The organism is Caenimonas koreensis DSM 17982, assembly GCF_009646335.1.
In the GTDB taxonomy this organism is placed as follows: Bacteria; Pseudomonadota; Gammaproteobacteria; order Burkholderiales; family Burkholderiaceae_C; genus Ramlibacter; species Ramlibacter koreensis.
In genome coordinates this window covers 33159-55714 of the sequence record NZ_WJBU01000014.1, presented here as the reverse complement: position 1 = coordinate 55714, position 22556 = coordinate 33159, and the positions used below count along the sequence as shown (strand labels likewise).

General features: G+C 66.2%; 13 protein-coding genes. 9 read left to right on the top strand and 4 right to left on the bottom strand.

The window, feature by feature from the left end; translation table 11 throughout:
• Positions 1 to 13: 13 nt before the first annotated feature.
• From GHT07_RS14990 to glnE, 3 genes are read right to left on the bottom strand one after another with little or no spacing between them, the layout of a single operon-like run.
• A complete protein-coding gene (locus GHT07_RS14990; RefSeq protein WP_153585912.1) occupies positions 14 to 1213 on the bottom strand; it encodes an efflux RND transporter periplasmic adaptor subunit in 1200 nt (399 codons plus the stop codon).
• A gap of 50 nt (positions 1214 to 1263) precedes the next feature.
• Positions 1264 to 2664: an efflux transporter outer membrane subunit gene (locus GHT07_RS14985; RefSeq protein WP_153585911.1), complete on the bottom strand. Its 1401-nt coding sequence runs from the start codon at positions 2662 to 2664 to the stop codon at positions 1264 to 1266.
• Between the two features lie 45 nt (positions 2665 to 2709).
• On the bottom strand, positions 2710 to 5454 hold the full coding sequence (glnE, locus tag GHT07_RS14980; protein WP_153585985.1) for a bifunctional [glutamate--ammonia ligase]-adenylyl-L-tyrosine phosphorylase/[glutamate--ammonia-ligase] adenylyltransferase: 2745 nt from the start codon (positions 5452 to 5454) through the stop codon (positions 2710 to 2712).
• A gap of 84 nt (positions 5455 to 5538) precedes the next feature.
• Here glnE and GHT07_RS14975 point away from each other — a divergent pair, with 84 nt between their 5' ends.
• From GHT07_RS14975 to GHT07_RS14955, 5 genes are read left to right on the top strand one after another with little or no spacing between them, the layout of a single operon-like run.
• Entirely contained in the window at positions 5539 to 9720 is a 4182-nt protein-coding gene (locus GHT07_RS14975; RefSeq protein WP_153585910.1) for a YhdP family protein, read from the top strand.
• Between the two features lie 25 nt (positions 9721 to 9745).
• The gene (locus tag GHT07_RS14970) at positions 9746 to 10552 is read left to right on the top strand and encodes a carbon-nitrogen hydrolase family protein (protein ID WP_153585909.1); all 807 of its coding nucleotides are present in this window, start codon (positions 9746 to 9748) and stop codon (positions 10550 to 10552) included.
• 53 nt (positions 10553 to 10605) lie between these two features.
• Complete coding sequence (locus GHT07_RS14965) at positions 10606 to 12621, top strand: two-component system sensor histidine kinase NtrB (RefSeq protein ID WP_153585984.1); 2016 nt, start codon at positions 10606 to 10608, stop codon at positions 12619 to 12621.
• On the top strand, positions 12621 to 13253 hold the full coding sequence (locus GHT07_RS14960; protein ID WP_153585908.1) for a response regulator transcription factor: 633 nt from the start codon (positions 12621 to 12623) through the stop codon (positions 13251 to 13253). Before GHT07_RS14965 ends, GHT07_RS14960 begins: the two co-directional genes overlap by 1 nt.
• Positions 13250 to 14428, top strand: a complete 1179-nt coding sequence (locus tag GHT07_RS14955; RefSeq protein WP_323740954.1) for an FAD-dependent oxidoreductase — start codon at positions 13250 to 13252, stop codon at positions 14426 to 14428. Before GHT07_RS14960 ends, GHT07_RS14955 begins: the two co-directional genes overlap by 4 nt.
• 66 nt (positions 14429 to 14494) lie before the next feature.
• On the opposite strand, the gene GHT07_RS21650 is transcribed toward GHT07_RS14955, so the two are convergent.
• Positions 14495 to 14623 carry a hypothetical protein gene (locus tag GHT07_RS21650; protein WP_267237624.1) on the bottom strand — a complete coding sequence of 43 codons (129 nt, stop codon included), beginning with the start codon at positions 14621 to 14623 and terminating at the stop codon, positions 14495 to 14497.
• On the opposite strand from GHT07_RS21650, the gene mltA reads away from it, so the two are divergent.
• The 4 genes from mltA (at position 14571) to GHT07_RS14935 (ending at position 22413) form a co-directional block, all read left to right on the top strand.
• Entirely contained in the window at positions 14571 to 15764 is a 1194-nt protein-coding gene (mltA, locus tag GHT07_RS14950; protein ID WP_153585907.1) for a murein transglycosylase A, read from the top strand. The two genes, GHT07_RS21650 and mltA, sit on opposite strands and share 53 nt — an antisense overlap.
• Before the next feature lie 117 nt (positions 15765 to 15881).
• On the top strand, positions 15882 to 17840 hold the full coding sequence (locus GHT07_RS14945) for a PhoX family protein (RefSeq protein ID WP_153585906.1): 1959 nt from the start codon (positions 15882 to 15884) through the stop codon (positions 17838 to 17840).
• 281 nt (positions 17841 to 18121) lie between these two features.
• Complete coding sequence (locus tag GHT07_RS14940; protein WP_153585905.1) at positions 18122 to 18610, top strand: VOC family protein; 489 nt, start codon at positions 18122 to 18124, stop codon at positions 18608 to 18610.
• A gap of 239 nt (positions 18611 to 18849) precedes the next feature.
• A complete protein-coding gene (locus GHT07_RS14935; RefSeq protein ID WP_153585904.1) occupies positions 18850 to 22413 on the top strand; it encodes an indolepyruvate ferredoxin oxidoreductase family protein in 3564 nt (1187 codons plus the stop codon).
• Positions 22414 to 22556: the final 143 nt, after the last annotated feature.

Sequence of the window (22556 nt, the reverse complement as noted above, 5' to 3'; positions counted from 1 at the left end):
CATGGTGTGCGTCCTATCGCTTCGCTGCGGACGCTGCCGGTGCGGCCTTTGCGGCTGCCGATGCGGCCTTTGCGCCTGCAGGCTTTGCGCCCTCTGAAATGCGCACCAGGTCGCCGTCGTTCAGGAAGCCCGCGCCGCTGGCCACCACGCGCGCATCGGCTGCGAGGCCGCTCGTGATTTCAAGCCGCTCGCCTGCCATGCGGCCGGTCTGCACCTTCACTTGCGTGACGCGGTTGTCGGGCTCCACGCGGAACACATAGCTGAAGCCTTCGCGGATCGCGATGGCGCTTTGCGGCACCGTGAGTGCCGAAGCAGTGCCCAGGTCAAATTCGCCACGCGCGAACATGCCGGCGAGCGCGTTGCCCGTCGTGCCCGGGTTCGCGGGCAGTGGCGTCAGGTCCACATAGACCAGCGCTGCGCGCGATTGCGGATCGACCGTCGGGCCGATGGTGCGCACGCGCCCGGACAGGCGCGCGCCGCTCGCCGCAGTCACAAGCGCCGTCGTGCCGGTCGTGAGCTTGCCGATCTCGGTGGAGGTGACTTCGGCGCGCCACTCCAGGCGGCCACCGCGTATCAGGCGGAACAGTTCCGCGCCGCCGTTGAGCACAGCGCCCACGGTGGCCGTGCGGGAAGAAATGATCCCGTTGTCGGGTGCCCGCACTTCGGACTGGCTCACGCGGGCAACCTGCAGTGCAACCGCGGCGCGAGCTGCCTCCACCTTCGCCTGCGCAGTTTTCTCGGCGGTGAGGTACTGGTTGATCTGCGACGTGCTCAATGCACCCGTGCCCTCCAGCGTGCGGGCACGCTGCGCGTTGTTCACCGCATCGGCAGCGGCGGCTTCTGCCTCTGCCAGGGTGGCGCGCGACTGCGCAGCTTCCGCGCGGACCGTGTCGCCCGCCAGCGTTGCCAGCACCTGCCCCTGCTTCACGCGGTCACCCACGTTCACGAGCACCTGCGCCACGCGCAGCCCCGATGCCTCGGCGCCGACGATGGCCTCCTGCCACGCAGCGATATTGCCGTTCGCAGCCAGTGTGATCGGCATGGCCACGCGCTGCGGCTGCGTCACCGTGACGGTCAGTGCCGGCTTGACGGTGCCCTTCTTGCTCTCGTCTTCGCTCCTGGGTTTGAGCGCGACGAACACGATGATGGCCACCACCACGACAGCGGTAACGATGGCGCCCACGACGCCGGGTGTGAATTTCTTTTTTTCCATGAGTTCTCGCCCTACCTGTTACGTCTCTGTGTGTGCTTGCCGCATCTGCATCAAGGCTGCGCGGCGGCAGGCCGTGCCCAGCCGCCACCCATCGCGCGGTACAGCGCCACCCACGCGGCAGCGCGCTCGCGTTGCAGGCTGACCAGCGCGGTCTCGGCAGCCAGCTGCGTGCGGCGCGCGTCTTCCAGCTCGACAAGGTTTGCCAGGCCACTGCGATAGCGCGCCTCGGTCGCTACAAACGAGGCGCGATAGCCTTCGGCGGCGACGCGCGCGTCTTCACTGCGCAGCCGCGTGCTCTCCAGGTTGACCAGCGCTTCTTCCACTTCGCGCACTGCCTGGCGCACGCGCGCTGCATACAACGCAGATGCCTCTTCGTAGCGCGCCAGCGCTGCATCCGCATCGGCGGCGCGGCGGCCGCCGTCGAAGATCGGCAACGTCAACGCCACAGGTCCGATGGACCAGGTATCGAGCGTCGCGTTGACACCACCCGTGCGTACCCGGCCCACGGCGATCGAGCCTGACAGCGACAGCCGCGGATACTGCTGCGCCCGTGCAGCGCCAACCTCCGCGCTGGCAGCGGCAACTTCCAGTTCTGCCTGGTACACGTCGGGCCGCTGCGACAGCACTTGCGCCGGCACCGACGCGACCGTGAACGTGGTTGACTGCGTTGCATCCACCCACGGCGCTGCGAGTTTGGCGCGCAGTGCGGGTTCGGCCACCGCACTCAAGGCGACCAGTGTCTTCACATGGATATCGCATAGCGCGAGCTGCTGCGTGGCGCGGGCGGAGCCTTCTGCCGCACTCGCTCGCGCCAGCGCCGCATTGGCAGGCGCGAGAAAGCCCGCCTGTGCGCTCAGGTCGGCAAGCCGTGCGGTTTCAGCGCGGGACTTCGCATCATTGCGCGCGACAGCCAGCTGCCGCTCGCAGCTGCGCAAGTCAAGATAGGCATTCGCAGTTTCTGCAGCGACTGACACGCGTGCGTCGTGCCAGAGCGCCTGTGCGCCCGCAAGCCGCGCCTGCGCGGCATCCGCCGCTGCGCGATTGCCGCCGAACAGGTCGATCTCCCAGGATGTCTGCAAACCCGCCTGCAGCACCGTCGCCAGTGGTGTGGGGGGCTGCGAATTGCTGCGTTGCGCGGACACCTGGCCGTCGAGCGCAGGCAGCAATGCGGCCCCGGCCGCCACACGCGTCGCGCGCGCCTGCTCGATGCGCGAACGTGCCGAGGCGACTGTCGGGCTGGCCGCCTGGGCTGCCTCGATCAGCTCGACCAGCAGCGGGTCATTGAGCTGCTGCCACCACAAGCGCAGGTCAGCCAGCGCGCCGTTGTGCGGCAAGGTGGCATACCACTGGGGCGGCGGCACCTGCCCCGCGCCGGGCGTGGGGCGCGAGACTGCGCAGCCCGCAATGCAAAGCGCCGCGGCAAGCGCGGCTGTCAAGCCAGTTTTCTTCATGCTTCGTTGCCGGTGGGAGGCCGCAAGACTACCACCGGCGTGCTGTCAATGGATGGCAGGAGAATGCCCGAACACTGCGCTCCACAGTGCCAGCACGGCGTCGCGCTCGGTGTCCATGGAGGCGGGCGGCACTTGCGTCGGCTCTTCATTCAGGCGAGCCTGGTGTTGCACGCGCCGCAGTGCGCGATAGGCGCTTGCAGCCCTCTCGCCCAGGCCCGTCGGCAACAAGCCGCAAGCTTCGGCTCTTTGCAGCAGAGCAATATTGCCGACGTTGGGAATCAGCTCCCTGTGCGCTGCCGACTGCGACAGCACAAGGAACTGCACCACGAATTCAACATCGACCATGCCGCCCGCGCTGTGCTTGACGTCGAAGCGGTCGGCCTTCACTGGATGGGCCGCGCGCACCTTGTCGCGCATGGCCATGATCTCGCTTTGCAGCAAAGCTGCGTCGCGCGGCGCAGCGATCACGGATTCACGGATGGCGTCGAACCGCTCGCGCAATGCATCGGCACCGAGCACGAAGCGCGCACGCGTCATCGCCTGGTGCTCCCATGTCCACGCCGTGTTGCTGCCGCGCTGCTGCTGGTACCGGGCATAGGCATCAAAGGTGGTCACCAGCAGCCCCGAGTTGCCGTTGGGCCGCAGTGCCGTGTCGATCTCGAACAGGTCGCCTTCGGAGGTCTTGGCCGAAAGCCAGTTGATCAGCTTGCGAACGAAGGCCGCATACGCCTCGGGCGATCGCTCGTCGTCGTCTTCATAGACAAAGACGATGTCCAGGTCGCTGCCGTAGCCCAGCTCCTTGCCGCCGAGCTTGCCGTAGCCAATGATCGCAAAGCGCGGTGTCTCGCGGTGCTTTTGCTTGAGCCGGTGCCAGCACCACTTGGCGGTGACGCGCAGCACGCTGTCCGCCAGTGCGCTGAGGTCGTCGGCCACTTGCTCGACCGACAGCACACCTTCCACGTCCCGCGCGAGGGTGCGAAACACCTCTGCATGATGCGCGCGGCGCAGCAGGTTCATCAGTGCTTCGTCGTCGTCCTCGCCGGTGATCTGCAGCGAGTTGCGGCGCGCTTCCAGCTCGCCTTCGAATTCAGCAGCATTGAACCGCTCTGACACGATCTGGTCGCTCGCCAGCTCGTCGATCACGCCGGGGTGCTGCAACAGGTAGCGTGCGGGCCAGCGCGCCGCGCCCAGCAGCCGCAAGAGCCGCTCGTGCACGCCGGGCCGCTCCAGCAGCAGCGCCAGGTAGCTCTCGCGGCGCAGCAGCGGCTCGATCCAGTCGGCCAGCCGCAGCACCGCGTCCTCGCTCACGCGGCCCTCTTGCAGCCACTGCGCCGTGCGCCCCAGCAGGCGTGACAGCCGGGCGCGCGCATCTTCGCGCAGCGCCAGCACACGCGGATGGCGCCGCCACTCGTCCACGCGCTCGCGCACCGTAGGCGGCAGGTGTTCCAGCACCTGCTCAAGATCGAGTGCCGGGCCTTTGCTGCCGCGCGGGCCCGCGCAGCCCTTGCATTCGCTGGCCGACGCACCGCCGAGGAGTTTGTCGAATTCCTGCGCGACGAGCTCGCGGTGCGCATCGAGCTCATGCAGGAACGGGCAGCTGTTGGCAAAGCCCATCGTGCGCGCCATCCAGCTGATGTCGTCGTCGCCCGCGGGCAGCACGTGCGTCTGCTGGTCGTCCAGGTACTGGATGCGGTGCTCGACGCGGCGCAGGAATTCATAGGCTGCAGCCAGTGCATCCGCCGTGGCCTGCGGCATCAGCCCTGCAGCCGCGATGCGATGCAGTGCCTGCAGCGTGGGCCGGGTGCGCAGCTCGGGGAACTGGCCGCCGCGCACCACTTGCAGCAGCTGCACGGTGAATTCGATTTCGCGGATGCCGCCGCGCGAGAGCTTCACGTCGTTCGCGCGTTCGGGCCGTCCGGCGCTGCGCTTGGCCGCGTGCTCGCGAATCTGCTTGTGCAGCAGCCGCAGCGAGTCGAACACGCTGTAGTCGAGGTACTTGCGGAACACGAAGGGCAGCACCACACCGCGCAAGGCCTGGGCGGTGCCGCCTTCGATCGCGGCGCGCGGCGCGACAACGCGGCTCTTGAGCCAGGCGAAGCGTTCCCATTCGCGGCCCTGCACCTGGAAATATTCTTCAAGCGCACCGAGCGAGACGGCCGGCGGGCCGGAGTTGCCGTTGGGCCGCAGCGCAAGATCCATGCGGAACACGAAACCGTGCTCGGTCGTGTCGCCGACCACGGAATAAATCGCCTTCACGGCGCGGGCAAAGTACTCGTGGTTGCTGATGTGCCCGCGCCCGCCAGCGGTGCCGGCTGTCTCGCCGTCGCAGTCGTACACATAGACGAGGTCGATATCGCTGGACACATTCAGCTCGCGTGCGCCGAGCTTGCCCATGCCCACGATCCAGAATTGCGCGAGCGCGCCCTCGGCTGTCATGGGCGCGCCGAACTGCGCATCGAGTTCGGCGAAAGCATGGGTGCAGGCGATGTCCAGCGCGATCTCGGCCAGCTCGGTGACGGCGCTGGTGATGGTGCCCAACGGCGCAGCCTGCTCGCAGTCGAGCACCAGCAGCCGCTCCATCACCAGTTGCCGCAGGATGCGAAGCGCCGTCGGGTGGTCGTGGCCCTGCGCGCAAATGACCTCGAATGCGGCCAGCATGCAGGCGCGTGTCGGTGCACCGGGGGCCAGCAAAGTGAGCTGGCCTTCATAACGCCTGCGCAGGCGCTGCGCAAACCGCGAATGGCCCGACAGCCGCGAGGGCGCGGTCGGGTTCGAGGGCAGACCGGCCATGACGCCGTCAGACACAACTGCGTCCGCCACGGCTGAACCTCGGGCAGATTCGGGGGTCATAATTCCTGCCACCACGACCTATTCATGATCGATTTGCAGCCGACTTCATCACGTTTCCTGCGGTCCTACGCTGCCGCCGTGAAGTGGGCACTGTGGCTCTTGCTGGCCGCGTGGCTTGTACTCGTGATGGCGTGGGGCGCTCTTCATGGATTCATTGTGCCGCGAATCGGTGAGCTTCGCCCCGAGCTGGAAACCGAAGTCGGGCGCGTCCTGGGGGTACCTGTGCGCATTGGCAGCGTCACGGCCCACAGCGAGTTCCTGATCCCGTCGTTCGAGCTGGTCGATGTGGTCCTGCTCGACCCGCAGGGCCGGCCTGCGTTGCGCCTGCCTCGCGTGGTGGCAGCCCTGTCGCCCCGGTCGTTGTGGAACCTGAGCTTCGAGCAGCTGTACGTGGACAAGCCCGAGCTCGATATCCGCCGTGCGGCAGACGGCAAGATCTTCGTGGCCGGCCTGGACTTCTCGCGCTCGAGCGACAACGATGGCCGTGGCGCCGACTGGTTTTTCGGCCAGACCGAATTCGTGATCCGCGGCGGCATCATCCGCTGGACCGACGAGTTGCGCAATGCGCCGCCCCTGGCCCTGGCCAACGTCGACTTCGTGATGCGCAACAGCACACGCCGCCATGCGCTGCGGCTGGACGCAACGCCGCCGGCCGACTGGGGCGACCGCTTTTCGGTGCGCGGCTTGTTTCGCCAGCCGCTTTTGTCGCGTCGCAATGGCCAGTGGCAGGAATGGGATGGCCAGCTGCACGGCGACTTCTCCCGCGTGGATGTGTCGCAGCTGCGCCGCTACGCCCATGTCGGCATCGAGGTGAGCGAAGGCCGCGGCGCCTTGCGCGCGTGGGCCGACGTCGCAAAGGGGCAGATTGTGGGTGGCACCGCCGACCTCGTGCTCGCCGACGTGAGCACGCGCCTGGGTCCGCAGCTCACGCCGCTGGCCCTGCAGTCGCTGTCGGGCCGGCTGGGCGGCAAGCGCCTGGCAGGCGGCTTCGAATTCGAGACCCGCGAGTTGCAGTTCACCACACAGGAGGGCCAGCGCTGGCCCGGCGGCAATGTCTTTGTGCAGTGGACCGATGCCGAAGGCAGCCGTCCGGCGCGCGGTGAAATCCGCGCGGACAAGCTGGACTTGTTTGCCGTCTCGCAGATCGCCACGCGCCTGCCCCTGAGCACGGCCACGCATGCGGCATTGGCAGCCTATGCGCCCCGGGGCCTGGTCGAGAAAGTCGAGGCGAAGTGGCAGGGCCCCATCGCACAGCTGCAGAAATACGAGGCGAAAGGCCGCGCCGTGCAGCTTGAAATTGCGGCGCAGCCTGCGACACCGGCGGCCTCGGCGACCGCAGGCCCGGGGCATGCAGGCACACCGGGCATTCGTGGCGCCACACTGGATTTCGACTTCACGCAGGCGGGCGGCAAGGGCAAGCTGCAGATTCGCGGTGGCGCAGTCGATGTGCCGGGCGTGCTCGAAGAGCCTGTCATTGCCTTTGACGATCTGGCGGCCGACATGCAGTGGCAGGTCAATGGGCAGGACATCACCGCCACTGTCAGCGGCTTGAAATTCAGCAACCCCGACCTGGAAGGCCAGGGCCAGATCAGCTGGCGCACCGGCGCAGCGCCTTCGACCCGATTTCCCGGCGTGCTCGACCTGCAGGCGAGCCTCGTGCGCGCCAATGGCGCCAAGGTCCATCGTTACTTGCCGGTCGGCGTGGCGAAGGCGGCGCGCGACTACGTTCGCGATTCGGTGATCCAGGGCCATGTGAGCAATGCGCGTTTCAAGGTCAAGGGAGACCTGCACGACTTCCCGTTTCGCGATGCCAAGGTTGGCACGCTCGATATACGGGCCGATGTGAAGGATGTGACGTTCGCGTTCGTGCCGCCTGATCGCAACAAGGCTGCCGGTGTGTGGCCGCCGCTCACGCAGCTGTCGGCCGAGCTGGTCTTCATCGGCAACGGCATGCAGATCAAAGGCGCAACGGCGCGCTTCGCCGGGGCGCCCGGCCTGCAGGTCAAGAGCGATGCGCAGATTCCTGAATACAAAGGCGCGGTGGTCAGCGTCACAGGCGAGATCAAGGGGCCGCTCAACCAGGCGTTGCAGGTGGTGAACGTGTCGCCCGTCGCGGGGTTGATCGGTAACGCGCTGGCCAAGACGTCGGCCACGGGCAATTCGGAGGTCAAGCTGCGGCTGGAACTGCCGATCGCCACGATCGAGCAGTCGCGCGTGCAGGGCACCGTCACGCTTGCCTCCAACGACATCCAGGTCACGCCAGACACGCCGCTGCTGTCGAAAGCGCGTGGTGTGATCAATTTCAGCGAACGCGGGTTCACGGTGACGGGCGGACAGGCGCGCGCGCTCGGGGGCGACGTCAGGATAGAAGGCGGCAGCCGCACCGTGTCGGCCGCCGCCGCGGCTGCGGGCAGCGAGCCGACGGTGCTGCTGCGCGCACAAGGCGTTGCGACGGCCGAAGGCCTGCGTGCGGCAAAGGAGCTGGGGTTCGTCTCGCGGATTGCGCGCGACGCCACCGGCAGCTCGCCCTACAACCTCACCATGGGCTTGCGCGCCGGCGTCTCGGAGATCAGCGTGACGAGCACCTTGCAGGGGCTGGCCGTGAACCTGCCGCCACCGCTCGTCAAGAGCGCGGAGTCGGCGCTGCCCCTGCGCTACGAAAACACGCTCGTGCGAGAGTCGGTCAGCACGGGCAAGCTGCAGGACCAGCTGAGCGTCGAGCTGGGCCGCCTGCTGGCTGTTTCATACGTGCGGGACCTCTCGGGCCCCGAGCCGCGCGTGGTGCGCGGCGGGATTGCAGTGGGCCTGGCGCCGGGCGAGTCAGTGCCCGTCACGGACCAGGGCGTGGCCGCCAACGTGAACTTCGCAACGGTGAACCTCGATGCCTGGGACGACGCGCTGGGCCAGGTGGCCAGCACCAGTGTCACAGGTGGCACGGCCGCGCAGCTGCGCCCTTCAGCCGCTGGTGCAAACACCGCCTCGGCAGCCGCGAGCTACCTGCCCACCGTGATGGCGGTACGCGCCAAGGAACTCACCGTCGAGGGCCGCGTGCTGCATAACGTTGTGGTCGGCGGGTCGCGCGACGGCCCTTTGTGGCGGGCCAATATTGATGCGAACGAGCTCAATGGCTATGTGGAATACAGGCAGTCCACCGCGTCGGGTGCGGGGCGGCTGCACGCGCGCCTGGCACGACTCATCATTGCAGCGGCCGAGGCAAAGCAGGTGGAGTCATTGCTGGACGAACAGCCCGAGGTGCTGCCGGGCCTGGACATCGTCGTGGACGACTTCGAGCTGCGTGGCAAGAAGCTCGGCAAGCTGGAGATCGATGCCGTCAATCGTGGCGCGGCTTCCGTGGCGCGCGATGGTGGTGTGCGCGAGTGGCGGCTGAACAAGCTGAACCTCACGACGCCCGAAGCGCAGTTCGCCGCGACGGGCAACTGGGTCGCACTCAACGCCCAAGCGCCCGCTGGCGGCCCCGCCGCACCAGCGCGGCCGGGCGCAGCGCCTGTGGCTGAAAAGCGCCGCACTGCGATGAAGTTCAAGCTGGACATCCAGGATTCGGGCCAGCTGCTCGCGCGCTTCGGCATGAAAGACGTCGTGCGGCGCGGCAAGGGGCGCATGGAAGGGCAAGTGGCGTGGGTGGGCTCGCCGCTGGCGCTGAACTACCCCACGCTCGACGGTGCCTTCACCGTCAACATCGAATCGGGCCAGTTCCTGAAGGCGGACCCGGGCCTGGCCAAGCTGCTGGGCGTGCTGAGCCTGCAGTCGCTGCCGCGCCGGCTCACGCTCGACTTCCGCGATGTGTTCACCGAGGGCTTCGGCTTCGACTTCCTGCGCGGCGACGTGACGATCGAAGACGGCATCGCTGCGACCAACAACCTGCAGATGAAGGGCGTGAACGCCGCCGTGCTGATGGAGGGCCGCGCCGACATTGCCCGCGAGACGCAGGACATCAAGGTGGTGGTCGTGCCCGAGATCAATGCGGGTACGGCGTCGCTTGTGGCCAGCGTGATCAATCCGGCCATCGGCGTGGGGACGTTTCTCGCGCAGCTGTTCCTGCGCCAGCCGCTCATTCGCGCGAACACGCAGGAGTTCCACATCACCGGCACCTGGTCTGACCCGAAGATCACGCGCGTGCCTTACAAAGGTGACGCGCCGCCGGTCAGCACTGCTGCAGAAAATCCCCGGCCCGTCGGCACCAACTGATTTTTTTCGCACAGGCACTAGCCACATGAAAGTCGCCGCATTGCAAATGGTCTCCGCGCCGGATGTGGCGACCAACCTCGACACCGCGCGCGCGCTGCTGCGCGAAGCTGCACAGGCGGGCGCTGAGCTGGCGTTGCTGCCTGAATATTTCTGCCTGATGGGCCACAAGGACAGCGACAAGCTCGCCGTACGCGAAGCGCTTGGCGACGGCGCTATCCAGCGTTGCCTGGCCGGCGCCGCGCGCGAGCATGGCCTGTGGGTGGTGGGCGGCACGATGCCGCTTGTGGGCAGCGACGACGCGCACGTGCTCAACACCAGCCTGGTGTACGGGCCCGATGGCGAGCGCGTGGCGCGCTACGACAAGATCCACCTGTTCAAGTTCGACAACGGGCGCGAGCAATACGACGAGTCGCGCGTGATCGAGCGTGGCGCGCAGCCCGTGGCATTCGACGTGACCTCGCGCGACGGGCGCACCTGGCGCATTGGCATGAGCGTCTGCTACGACCTGCGCTTTCCGGAGCTGTATCGCTCGCTGCACGCTGATGTGCTGCTCGTGCCCAGCGCCTTCACGTACGTGACGGGCCAGGCGCATTGGGAACTGCTGCTGCGTGCGCGCGCCGTCGAGAACCTGGCTTTTGTCGTCGCAGCGGCGCAGGGCGGCGTCCATGCCAACGGCAGGCGCACCTGGGGCCACAGCATGGTGGTTGATCCATGGGGCGTCGTGCTGCAGCAGCGCGCCGAGGGCGCCGGCGTTGTCGTGGCAGAGCTGGATGCGCAGAGGCAGCACCAATTGCGCGCGCAGCTGCCTGCGCTGGAACACCGTATCTTGTGACCAAGGCTTCGCTCGCACCCGCTCGCGCGCTGCAGCCGCGCGAGCGTGCATCCATGCGTGTGCGCGTGTTGCTCTGGGCACTGTTGATCGGCCTGGTCGCCGCGACGCTGGTGACGCTCGTGTGGCTGGCGGGCCGCTATGAAGCGAGCCAGGTGCAAAGCCGCCTCGACCGCGACACGACCGACGCGCTGGGCGACATCCGCACGGCGCTGACGCGCAACGTGCAGAGCCTGCAGGCGCTGCACGCGGGCCAGCCTCAGTCAGACACCTGGAACCTGGAGGCCTCGCGCCTGATCCGCGATCATCGCGAGTGGATGCGCATTGAATGGCGCGACGCTGCACTGGCTGTGCGCCAATACGTCGACACGCCCTATCGCCCCGGACCATTCGACCGCCTCGGCCGGCCGAACGCACAGTCCGATGTGGTGGCGGCCTGCGCCAACGGGCGCCGTGCGAGCGGCCCGGGTTATTCGAGCAGCTACTTCCTGCCGCAGCAGGACGGGCTGGGCATCGAGGTCATGGAGCTGTGCCTGCCGCTGATCAACGCCGGGCAACTTGCCGGCTACGTGGTGGCGACTTACTCGCTCAGCGAAATGCTGGCGGGGCTCGTCGGGCCTGCGCTCACACGCAGCCAGGACATCTCGTTCACCGAAGCTGACGGCACGCGGCTGGCGATGCAAGGCGCGCCACGTCGCGGCAGCCGCGTGTTCACTTCGCAGCAACTGCTCGACTTGCCGGGCAACACCATGGTGCTGCGCATGGACAGCTGGCGCGGCGCGCCCGATGTGTTCCCCAATGTGCTCACGGCGCTTGTCACGGCGATGTCGATCGCGCTGGTTTCCGTGCTCGTGTTGCTCGCCAAGGACCAGCGCCGACGCCTGCAGGCGGAAGACGACCTCGCCGATGCGCTGGCCTTTCGCAAGGCGATGGAAGACTCGCTCGTCACCGGCTTGCGCGCGCGCGACTTGCAAGGCCGCATCACGTATGTGAACCCCGCGTTCTGCCAGATGGTCGGCTTCGAGCCCGAAGAACTTCTCGGCCACGAAACGCCAGCGCCCTACTGGCCCCCCGAGCTGGCGGGCGAATACCAGAAGCGCCAGGACGTCCGCCTCGCAGGCCAGCATGTGCCGCCGCGCGAAGGTTTCGAATCAGTGTTCATGCGCAAGGACGGCTCGCGCTTTCCGGTGCTGATCATTGAAGCGCCGCTGATCAACCACGACGGCCTGCAGACGGGCTGGATGAGCGCCTTTCTCGACATCAGCGAGCAGCGCCGCATCGAAGAGCTGTCGCGCGCGAGCCAGGAGCGGCTGCAGGCCACGGCGCGGCTGGCGACGGTGGGCGAGATGGCGTCGCTGCTGTCGCACGAGCTGAACCAGCCGCTGGCCGCGATCTCCAGTTACGCAACGGGCTCGATGAACCTGCTCAAGGCCGGCGCACCCGCATCGCCGCACGGCCCCGACATCGCGGACATTGAGCTCGCCATGCGCCGCATCGCTGAGCAGGCCGAGCGTGCAGGCAAGGTGATTAAGAGCGTGCATGATTTCGTGCGCCGACGCGACAGCGAGCGCGAACCCGTGCAGCCGCAGCGCTTGCTCGACGCGATCATGCCGCTCGTGCAGTTGCAGGCGCGCAAGCTGGGCGTGCGGGTGGACCCGAAGCTCGAACGTGCCCTGCCCGATGTGATGTGCGACCGCACGATGGTCGAGCAGGTGCTGCTCAATCTCGCGCGCAATGCGATGCAGGCAATGGACGAGGCGCGTGTGGCGGAGCCTTCGCTCGTGATCGAGGTGCGGCGCGCGCCAGGCCCTTCAGATGCGGGCAAGGGCTGGCTGGAGTTCTCGGTGGCCGATGTGGGCCCTGGCATCCCCGAGGACGTGAAGCAGCAGCTGTTCACGCCCTTCTTCACCACAAAATCCGAGGGTATGGGCCTGGGCCTGTCGCTGTGCCGCACGGTGGTGGAGCAGCATGGGGGATTCCTCGGGTTCGAGCCGCGTGAGCCGGTGGGTACGATCTTCAGGTTCACGCTGCCTGTCACTTCCAAAGCCGTCGCAGCGACAATCCCCGCCTGATGCAACCTGCAACCAACGCCACCGTTTTTATCGTCGATGACGACGCGAGCGTGCGCGAGGCGCTGGCATGGCTGCTGCGCTCGCGCCACCTGCTGTCCGAAACGTATGCGGGCGCAGAGCAGTTTCACGCCACGCTCGACCGCATCGATCTCTCGCAGCCGTGCTGCCTGTTGCTGGATGTGCGCATGCCCGGCATGAGCGGGCTGGCGCTGTTTGACCAGCTCGCAGAGCGCAAGCTGGTGGAGGCGATGCCGGTCATCTTCCTCACGGGCCATGCCGATGTGCCCACGGCGGTGGACATGGTCAAGCGCGGCGCTTTTGATTTTTGCGAGAAGCCGTTTTCCGACAACGCACTGGTCGACCGTATCGAGCAGGCCATTGCAAAGTCGGCCGAGGTGCTGGCGCAGCGGCGCCGCGCAACGCAGCTGCAGGCGCGCCTGGCGGAGTTGACCGAGCGCGAGCGCGACGTGATGCGTCTGGTGATCGAAGGCCTGCCCAACAAGCTCATCGCCGACCAGCTCGACATCAGCGTTCGCACCGTGGAAGTGCATCGCGCACGCGTGTTCGACAAGATGGAAGTGAAGTCGGCGGTGGAGCTGGCGAATCTGCTGCGAGTGGTGAACGGCAAGTGATTCATCGCCGGCAGTTGCTCCAGTCGATTCCGTGGGCGGCCGGCGCGCTCGCACCCTTCGCGCCGCTCACGGCGCTGGCCGATGACGCATCGGGTGTTGCGCCGCGGCTGCCGTTTCGTGCGAACGCACCACTGGCCAAAGTGCGCGCCGAGCCTGACCGGCTCATCGACTTCGCCGTGTGCACGCGGCCGTTTCGCCCGCAAGGCCCGCGCATCGAGGCGCAGCAGTTGCACGGCAAGCATGTCGTGCATCACTACGGCCACGGGGGCAGCGGCTGGTCGCTCTCGTGGGGCTCTGCCCGGCAGGCCTTGCCGCTGATCCTGGCGACGCGCGACAGACACATTGCCATCATTGGTTGCGGCGCAATTGGACTGACGACGGCGCGCGTCGCACAGCGCGCGGGGCTGCGTGTGCGCATCTACTGCAAGGAGCGCCCGCCTGAAGTGCGCTCGTCGGCAGCCACGGGCGTGTGGTCGCCCGATTCGCGGCTCTACACCGAAGAACACGCCACGCCGCCGGTTGCCGCGCAATGGGAGCGCATGGCGCGCAGCTCGTTCAAGACGTGGCAGTCGATGCTTGGCCTGCCGGGCGAGCCGGTGGAGTGGCACGACGCCTATGTGGTGTCCGACACGCCATTCGAAGAGCCCTTGCCCGACACCGGCCCCGATGAAGAGCCCGAGTACGCCGAGCTGGAAGAGCGCGTTCGCGAGCTGCGCCCGCGCCTGGTGACGCTGCGGCCCGGCGAGCATCCATTCAAGGCGCCGCACGCGCGCCGCTTTGCGCAGCTGGTGTTCAACCTGGCGACGTACCAGCGCCTGTTGATGGACGACTTCCTGCGTGAAGGCGGTGAGATCGAGCAGCGTGACTTCGTGCATGCGCGGCAGATCGCGGGCCTGCGTGAACGAACGATCGTCAATTGCACAGGCTACGGCGCGAAGGCGCTGTTCGGCGACAAATCCATCGTGCCCGTGCGCGGACAGACAGCGCGATTGATTCCGCAGCCCCAGGTGGACTACGCGTTGTACTGGCGCGGCCACAACCTCGCCATGGTGCCGCGCCGCGACGGGCTGCTGGTGCAGGCGCAAGGCCCGCACGACTACAACAACGAGGACACGCAGGTTGACCGTGCGTTGTCCGAGGATGCGGTGCGGCGGCTGGCGGGGTTGATGGCTTAGGCGTCGCTGGCTTTGGGGTGCGGCCTGCCCCCACCCCGGCCCTCCCCCAGAGGGGGAGGGAGCAAGTCAGGGCTTGTCGTCGGGTTTGTCGCTTGGTGGAAGTTCGCCCTTCTTGCGGCCCGAGAACATCGTCCACCACACGATGGCGACGAGCAGCACCAACGCGAGCAGGGCTTCAAGCAAAATCAGCAGCATGAGGCGTTTCCTTGTTGCGTTGATTGTAGGAATGCTGGCCGCATGCTCGAGCGTGCCGCTACCACCCGCAGATGAGCCACCGCGCAATGCGCCGGGTGGCGCCGCGCCGGTGGCGGATGAGAGCGGGCCGCTGCCGCCTGCGATCGTGCAGGGCAAGAGCCGCTGGCAGCCCGTGCGCTTTCGCGACCTGCCTGGCTTCGACGAAGACGCGCTGCACGATGCATGGAACGCGTGGCTCAAGAGCTGCGAGCGGCCTGCGCCCGCCTTTGTTCCGCTGTGCCCGCAGATCAGGCGGCTGTCGATTGCATCAGCGGATGAGCAGCGCGCGTGGATGCGAGAGCGGCTGCAGCCGTATCGGGTCGAGCCCTTGCAGGGCTCGCCTGCAGGTGCAGAAGGCTTGCTCACTGGCTACTACGAGCCGCTGCTCGACGCGAGCCGTGTGCCCACGGCTTCGCAGTCAGTGCCTCTCTACCGCCCGCCTGCATCGCTCGCATCGCGCCGGCCCTGGTTCACGCGGCAGGAAATCGACACGTTGCCTGATGCTCGCGCTGCACTGCGCGGCCGTGAGATCGCGTATGTGGCTGATCCGCTCGACGCAATGATGTTGCAGATACAAGGCTCGGGCCGGCTGCGCCTGGCCGAGGCCGATGGCAGCGTGCGGCTGGTTCGCATGTCATTCGCGGGCACCAACGACCAGCCCTATCGCAGCATCGGCAGCTGGCTGTTGCAGCAAGGCGCGGTGCGCGATGCGTCGTGGCCCGGCATCAAGGCATGGGCGCAGCAAAACCCGCAGCGGCTCAATGAATTGCTGTGGAGCAATCCGCGCGTCACGTTCTTTCGCGAGGAGCCCATCACGGATGTCGATGCTTCGTCAGGCCCGCGCGGTGCGCAAGGCGTTGCGCTGACGCCGGGCAGGTCGATCGCGGTGGACAAAGACAGCATTCCGTACGGCACGCCGGTGTGGCTTGCATCACCGGGGCCGCTGGTGAACCTGCAACGGCTTGTGCTCGCGCAGGACACGGGCAGCGCCATCGTCGGCGCGGTGCGTGCCGACTACTTCACCGGTGGCGGGTATGAAGCTGGCGAGATCGCGGGGCGGCTCAAGCAGCCGCTGCGCTTGTGGGTGCTCTGGCCCAAGTGATTGCTGCACAGTGATTGCCGCAATCGCATGACACAGGCGTGACACGCTAAAGCACTACAACCGAAGTGCGGGGGATTTGTCACGCGGCTGAAATGCGCGGCGCGAACACTGCGACGCATGACCAACACCACTCTTTCCCGCCGCAGCATTCTCCAATTCCTCGCAGGCGCGCCCATGCTGCCGCTTGCATCGTCAGTCACAGGCGCCAGCCTGCTCGCCGCGTGTGGCGGCGGTGGCGGCGACGGCACGATCTCTGCGTTCACCAGCGCGACGTTCACGCCGATGGCCGCGCCCTCGCTCGCGACGCCCGCCGACATGGCGACGACGCTCGTCAACAGCAGCCTCACCGTGAATTTCAGCAGCGGTGGCTTCAGCAATTCGCAGACGTACAAGCTCGCTTACCAGCCGTTCTTCATGACGGGCGACGCTGTGCCCAACGGCAGCGGCGGCACGGTGCTGGCTGGCGGCTACTTCGACATCAATGGCCAGCCGATCATCGACAAGTCGGTGGCAGGCAAAGAGCGCCAGTTCTTCTCCGATTCGCCTGACGGCACTTCGCTGCTCGCGCTGCCGAATGCCAGCGTTGCCGGCGTCACGGGCAAGCCGGTGTTTGCCGTCGTGCAGTTCGAATACAACTCGCGTGACCAGGCCGGTGCCAGCACCTATGGCGTGCTGCCCTCGCCCATCGCAGTGCTGACGCTGGACCAGAACCCATCCAATGGCTGCTTGAACCTGGTGAAGTACCACAACGTCAACACGTCGTCGGTGCATGGCCTGTGGATCACGTGCGGCGCGAGCCTGTCGCCGTGGAACACGCACTTGTCCAGTGAAGAGTACGAGCCGGACGCCGCGTTCATCGAGACCAACGCGATGTTCAAGGCGTTCAGCAAGAACCTGTTCGGCAGCGAGACGGCAGCCAACCCGTATCACTATGGTCACACGCCGGAAGTCACCGTCAACAACGACGGCACGGCGTCTATCAAGAAGCACTACTGCATGGGCCGCATCTCGCACGAGCTCGTGCAGGTGATGCCTGACAACCGCACGGTGCTGATGGGCGACGACTACACCAACGGCGGCCTGTTCGTGTTCGTCGCCGACAAGGCAGCGGACCTGTCGGCCGGCACGCTGTATGTGGCCAAGGTCGGCACGGGCTTTTCGATCGACCCGGCTGCGCCGGGAGCCGCGCTGTCGTGGATCAACCTCGGGCATGCAACCAGCGCCGAGATCGAAGCGCTGGCCAACACGCTGAAGGCTTCGGACATCATGACGGTGACGAAGACTGATCCCGCCGACGCCACCTACACGAAGATGTTCTGCGACGGCGTTGCCCAATGGGTCAAGCTCAAGCCGGGCATGGAGAAGGCTGCTGCCTTCCTGGAGACACACCGCTACGCCAACCTGAAGGGCGCGAGCATGGCTTTCACCAAGCTTGAAGGCACGACCGTGAATGCGAAGGACAAGGTGGCGTACTCGGCCTTGCAGAACATCCAGTCTTCCATGGTGCGCAACAACGCGGCGTGGCGCGAGGCGTTGAACGTGACGGTGGAAAAGGGCCTGAATGCCGGTGGTGTGATGGCGCATGACCTGGCTGGCGGCGTGAAAGACACCGACGGTGCCGCGATCACCAGCGACTGGATGCCGGTGCGCACGCGTGCTTTCCTGATGGGTGAAGACATTGCGTCCGACGCATTGGGCAACACGTCCAACCCCGAGAAGATCGCCAACCCGGACAACCTGAAGTTCTCCGAGAAGATGCGCACGTTGTTCATCGGCGAGGACAGCAGCAGCCACGTGAACAACTTCCTGTGGGCGTACAACGTCGACACGAAGCAGCTGTCGCGCGTGATGTCGGTGCCATCAGGCGGTGAGTCCACCGGCCTGCACGCGGTCGATGAGATCAACGGCTGGACGTACATCATGAGCAACTTCCAGCACCCCGGCGACTGGGGCGGTATCCACGCCAAGGTGCAGGCCACGCTCGATCCGCTGGTGCGCGCGAACTACAAGGACCGCTTTGGCGCGTCGGTGGGGTATCTCACTGCGGCGCCGGTTCAGCCGCGACTGGATCGTTGATTCGTTCAGGGCGGAACTGCGAACGCCGGGTGGCCTTTTCCCTCCGTGTCATTCCGCCGGCCACGAGGCCGGGCTCCCTTCTTTACCTGCGGGAAAAGGCCACCCGGCGCTCGCAGTTCTAAGCAGCGCGGTCATCGATTTACTCGGTGATCGCGGCTGCGCTTTGTTCATTCGGAATGGGGCAATCACTGAGTTGATCATCCGGCACCCTTGGCTATCCCCAGAAGGCTGCCAAACGACACCAAATCACTTGAAAATCGCACATTTCAAGGAGCAGCCCGATGATGAGAAAGAACACGATCTGTCTCTGGTACGACGGCACAGCTGAGGAAGCCGCGACGTTTTACGCGACGACCTTTCCAGACAGCGCAGTAGGGGCCGTATATCGAGCGCCCGGTGACTATCCGAACGGCAAAGAGGGCAACGTTCTGACTGTCGAATTCACCGTGATGGGCATTCCGTGCCTGGGCATAAACGGCGGACCCATGTTCAAGCACAGCGAAGCCTTCTCGTTCCAGGTTGCAACCGATGACCAAGCCGAGACCGATCGGCTGTGGAACGCCATCGTGGGCAACGGCGGTCAAGCGAGCGAGTGCGGTTGGTGCAAAGACAAGTGGGGCGTGTCGTGGCAGATCACGCCACGTGCACTCATGGCCGGGATTAGCGACCCGGACCCGGCCGCGGCCAAGCGGGTGTTCGCCGCGATGATGACGATGCAGAACATCGACATCGCCGCCATTGAGGCGGCGCGCCACGGCCGCAATCACTGAGTTGATCGCCAACCGCACTGCGCAGGCCGCGGGCGTTGGGTGGCCGGTTCACGCAGGTTAAGGAAGGAGCTCGCCCATAGGGCGGCGGAGGGACACGGAGTGAACCGGCCCCCCCACGCCCGTGGCCCACCCCGGACAACAGCAGCCTACGCAGCCAACAAGGCTCCCTGCGGGATAACCCTCGCGCCACCCGCGAAAGCAAAGACATATCGGGGCGTTCTCCCTACACTTTCTTCCCTATGAACGCCCCCCTGCCCGAACACATTCGCAAAGCCCTCGAAACCGTCACGCTCGACGACAAGTATTCGCTGGACTACGGCCGCGCTTTCATGAGCGGCGTGCAGGCGCTGGTGAAGCTGCCCATGCTGCAGCGCCTGCGCGATGCGAACGCCGGCAAGAACACGGCGGGCTTCATCAGTGGCTATCGCGGCTCGCCGCTCGGCGGCTACGACCAGGCGCTGTGGAACGCGAGCAAATACCTCAAGGCACAGAACATCGTTTTCCAGCCGGGCGTGAACGAAGAGCTGGCAGCGACGGCGTTGTGGGGCACGCAGCAACTCGGGTTCGTGCCGCAAGACAAACACAAGTTCGATGGCGTGTTCGGCATCTGGTACGGCAAGGGGCCGGGCGTGGACCGAACGTCCGATGTGTTCAAGCACGCGAACATGGCAGGCACCACGCCCTGGGGCGGCGTGATTGCAGTGGCCGGTGACGACCACGTCGCCAAGAGCTCGACGGCCGCGCACCAGAGCGACCACATCTTCAAGGCGTGCGGCCTGCCGGTGTTCTTCCCGGCGAACGTGCAGGAAATCCTCGACCAGGGCATCCACGCCATCGCGCTCAGCCGCTACTCGGGCCTGTGGTCGGGCATGAAGACGATCCAGGAGGTCGTTGAATCGGCGTCCACCGCGATGATCGATCCGGAGCGCGTCGATATCCGCATCCCGACCGACTTTGAGATGCCGCCAGGCGGCCTGCACATCCGCTGGCCGGACAACGCGCTCGAACAGGAGGCGCGCCTGTTCGACTACAAGTGGTACGCGGCGCTGGCGTACATCCGCGCGAACCGGCTGAACTACAACGTGATCGAAGGCCCGAACGACCGCTTCGGCCTCATCGCGAGCGGCAAGGCCTACAACGACATGCGCCAGGCCCTGCTCGACCTAGGGCTGGACGACGACACCTGCCGCCGCATCGGCGTTCGCGTGCACAAAGTGGGTGTGGTGTGGCCGCTCGAGGCGCAGATCACGCGCGCATTTGCCACCGGCCTGCGCGAGATTCTTGTTGTCGAAGAAAAGCGCCAGGTCATCGAATACCAGATCAAGGAAGAGCTCTACAACTGGCGGCCCGACGTGCGGCCCAACGTGCTCGGCAAGTTCGAGGAAGCGGGCGGCGACTATTCGGGTGGTGAATGGTCGCTGCCCAACCCGATCGGGCAAACGCTGCTGCGCGCAAACGCTGACCTCTCGCCCGCACTGATTGCGCGCGCGATTGCCAAGCGGCTGAAGAAGCTCGGCGTCGATGCCGACATCAGCGCGCGCATCGACGCGCAGCTCGCCATCCTTGAAGCAAAAGAGCGCTCGATGGATGTGCTGGAGGTCAAGGGTGACCGCGCGCCGTGGTTCTGCTCGGGCTGCCCGCACAACACCTCCACCGTGGTGCCGGAAGGCTCGCGCGCACTGGCAGGCATCGGCTGCCACTTCATGGCGACGTGGATGGACCGCTCGACCATCGGCTTCACGCAGATGGGCGGCGAAGGCGTGCCGTGGGTCGGCCAGGCGCCGTTCACAACCGAAGATCACGTGTTCGCGAACCTGGGCGACGGCACGTACTTTCACAGCGGGCTGCTTGCCATCCGCCAGTCGATCGCGTCGGGCGTGAACATCACCTACAAGGTGCTCTACAACGATGCCGTCGCGATGACAGGCGGCCAGCAAGTCGGCGAGCGGCCCGAGGGCCACAGCGTGCTGCAGATCGCGCACAGCCTGACGGCGGAAGGCGTGACGAAGCTCGTCATCGTGACGGACGAGCCAGAGAAATACACACTCGCGAAATTGCCGCCGGGTGTGCAGGTGCACCACCGCGATGAGCTCGACAAAATCCAGCGCGAGTTCCGCACGCTCAAAGGCACGACGGCCATCATTTACGACCAGACCTGTGCGACTGAAAAGCGCCGCCGCCGCAAGCGCGGAAAGATGGTTGACCCGGCCGTGCGCGTCGTGATCAACGACCTGGTGTGCGAAGGCTGTGGCGACTGCAGCGCCAAGAGCAATTGCCTGTCAGTCGAGCCGCTTGAAACCGAGTTCGGCCGCAAGCGCACGATCAACCAGAACACCTGCAACAAGGACACGAGCTGCCTCAAAGGCTTCTGCCCGAGCTTCGTCACCGTCGAGGGCGGCAAGCTCAAGGGCAAGGCCAAAACCAAGTCGGTCTCACCGTTCGAGATGACGGGCACGTTGCCCGAGCCCGTGCTGCCGCGCATCAACGGGGCGTGGGGCATCGTGGTGGCCGGTGTCGGTGGCACGGGCGTGATCACGATCGGGCAGTTGCTCGGCATGGCGGGCCACATTGAAGGCAAAGGCATCATCACGCAGGACTCGGCGGGGCTCGCGCAAAAGGGCGGCGCGACGTGGAGCCACGTGCTGATCGGCGAGCGCGCCGAAGACATCCGCACGACCAAGGTCGGCATGGCGGGCGCTGACTTGATCATCGGCTGCGACCCCATCGTCACGGCCGGCAAGGAGACTGTGCTGCGCATGCGCGAGGGCCGCACGCATGTCGCGCTCAACTCGCACAGCACGCCCACAGCAGCATTCGTGAAGAACGCGAACTGGGCCAATCCGGCGGATGCCTGCGCGGGGGAAATCGCCAAAGCCGTGGGCGCCGAAGGTGTTGGCGCATTCAATGCAGATGCCGTGTCGTCCAAGCTGATGGGCGACAGCATTTACACCAACCCGATGATGCTGGGCTACGCCTGGCAAAAGGGCTGGATTCCGCTGGGGCGCGAATCGCTCGTGCGGGCCATGGAGCTCAACGGCGTGCAGGTCGACAACAACAAGGCGGCCTTCGAATGGGGCCGCCGCGCCGCGCACGACTGGGCCTCGGTCGAGGCGTTGCTCACGCCCGCGCAGGTGATCGAGTTCAAGAAGCGCGACACACTGGAAGCCTTGGTGGAGCGCAGGGTTGAATTCCTCACGCAGTACCAGGACGCAGCGTATGCGCAGCAATACCAGTCATTTGTGGAAAGCGTGCGCGCAGCGGAAAGCAAGCTGGGCAAGACGGCGTTGAGCGAAGCCGTCGCGCGCTACCTGTTCAAGCTGATGGCCTACAAGGACGAATACGAGGTGGCCCGCCTGCACACCGACACGGGCTTTGCGGAAAAGATCGCCGCGATGTTCGAAGGCGACTACCAGGTCAACTTCCACCTCGCGCCGCCGATGATCGCGCGGCGCAATGACAAGGGCGAACTCGTCAAACAGAAGTTCGGCCCGTGGATGCTCACCGGCTTCAAGCTGCTGGCCAGGCTGAAGGGGCTGCGCGGCACGGCTTTCGACATCTTTGGCAGGACGCACGAGCGCCGCACCGAACGGGCCTTGATCGGCGAATACCGCGCCAGTGTCGAAGAAGTGCTTCGCACGCTGGATGCCGCCAATCACGGCCTTGCCGTGGAGATCGCGCGCGTTCCCGAGCTCATCAAGGGCTATGGCCACGTGAAGGAGCGCCACCTTGCGCTGGCCCGGCCGCAGTGGGAGCGGCTGATGGCGCAATGGCGCGGCACAGCGGCGGTGCGCCAGGCGGCTTGACTCACCATCTGGGCGGCGCAAGGGCTGCGCCGGCCCAGTGGCAAGGCACCTCATTGCCCTGCCTGTTGCCGGGGTTTACAACTTATGACTGGCAGCATCGCCGCATACAATCGAAGGCTTTCGCCCGAAGCAGGCATAAGGGT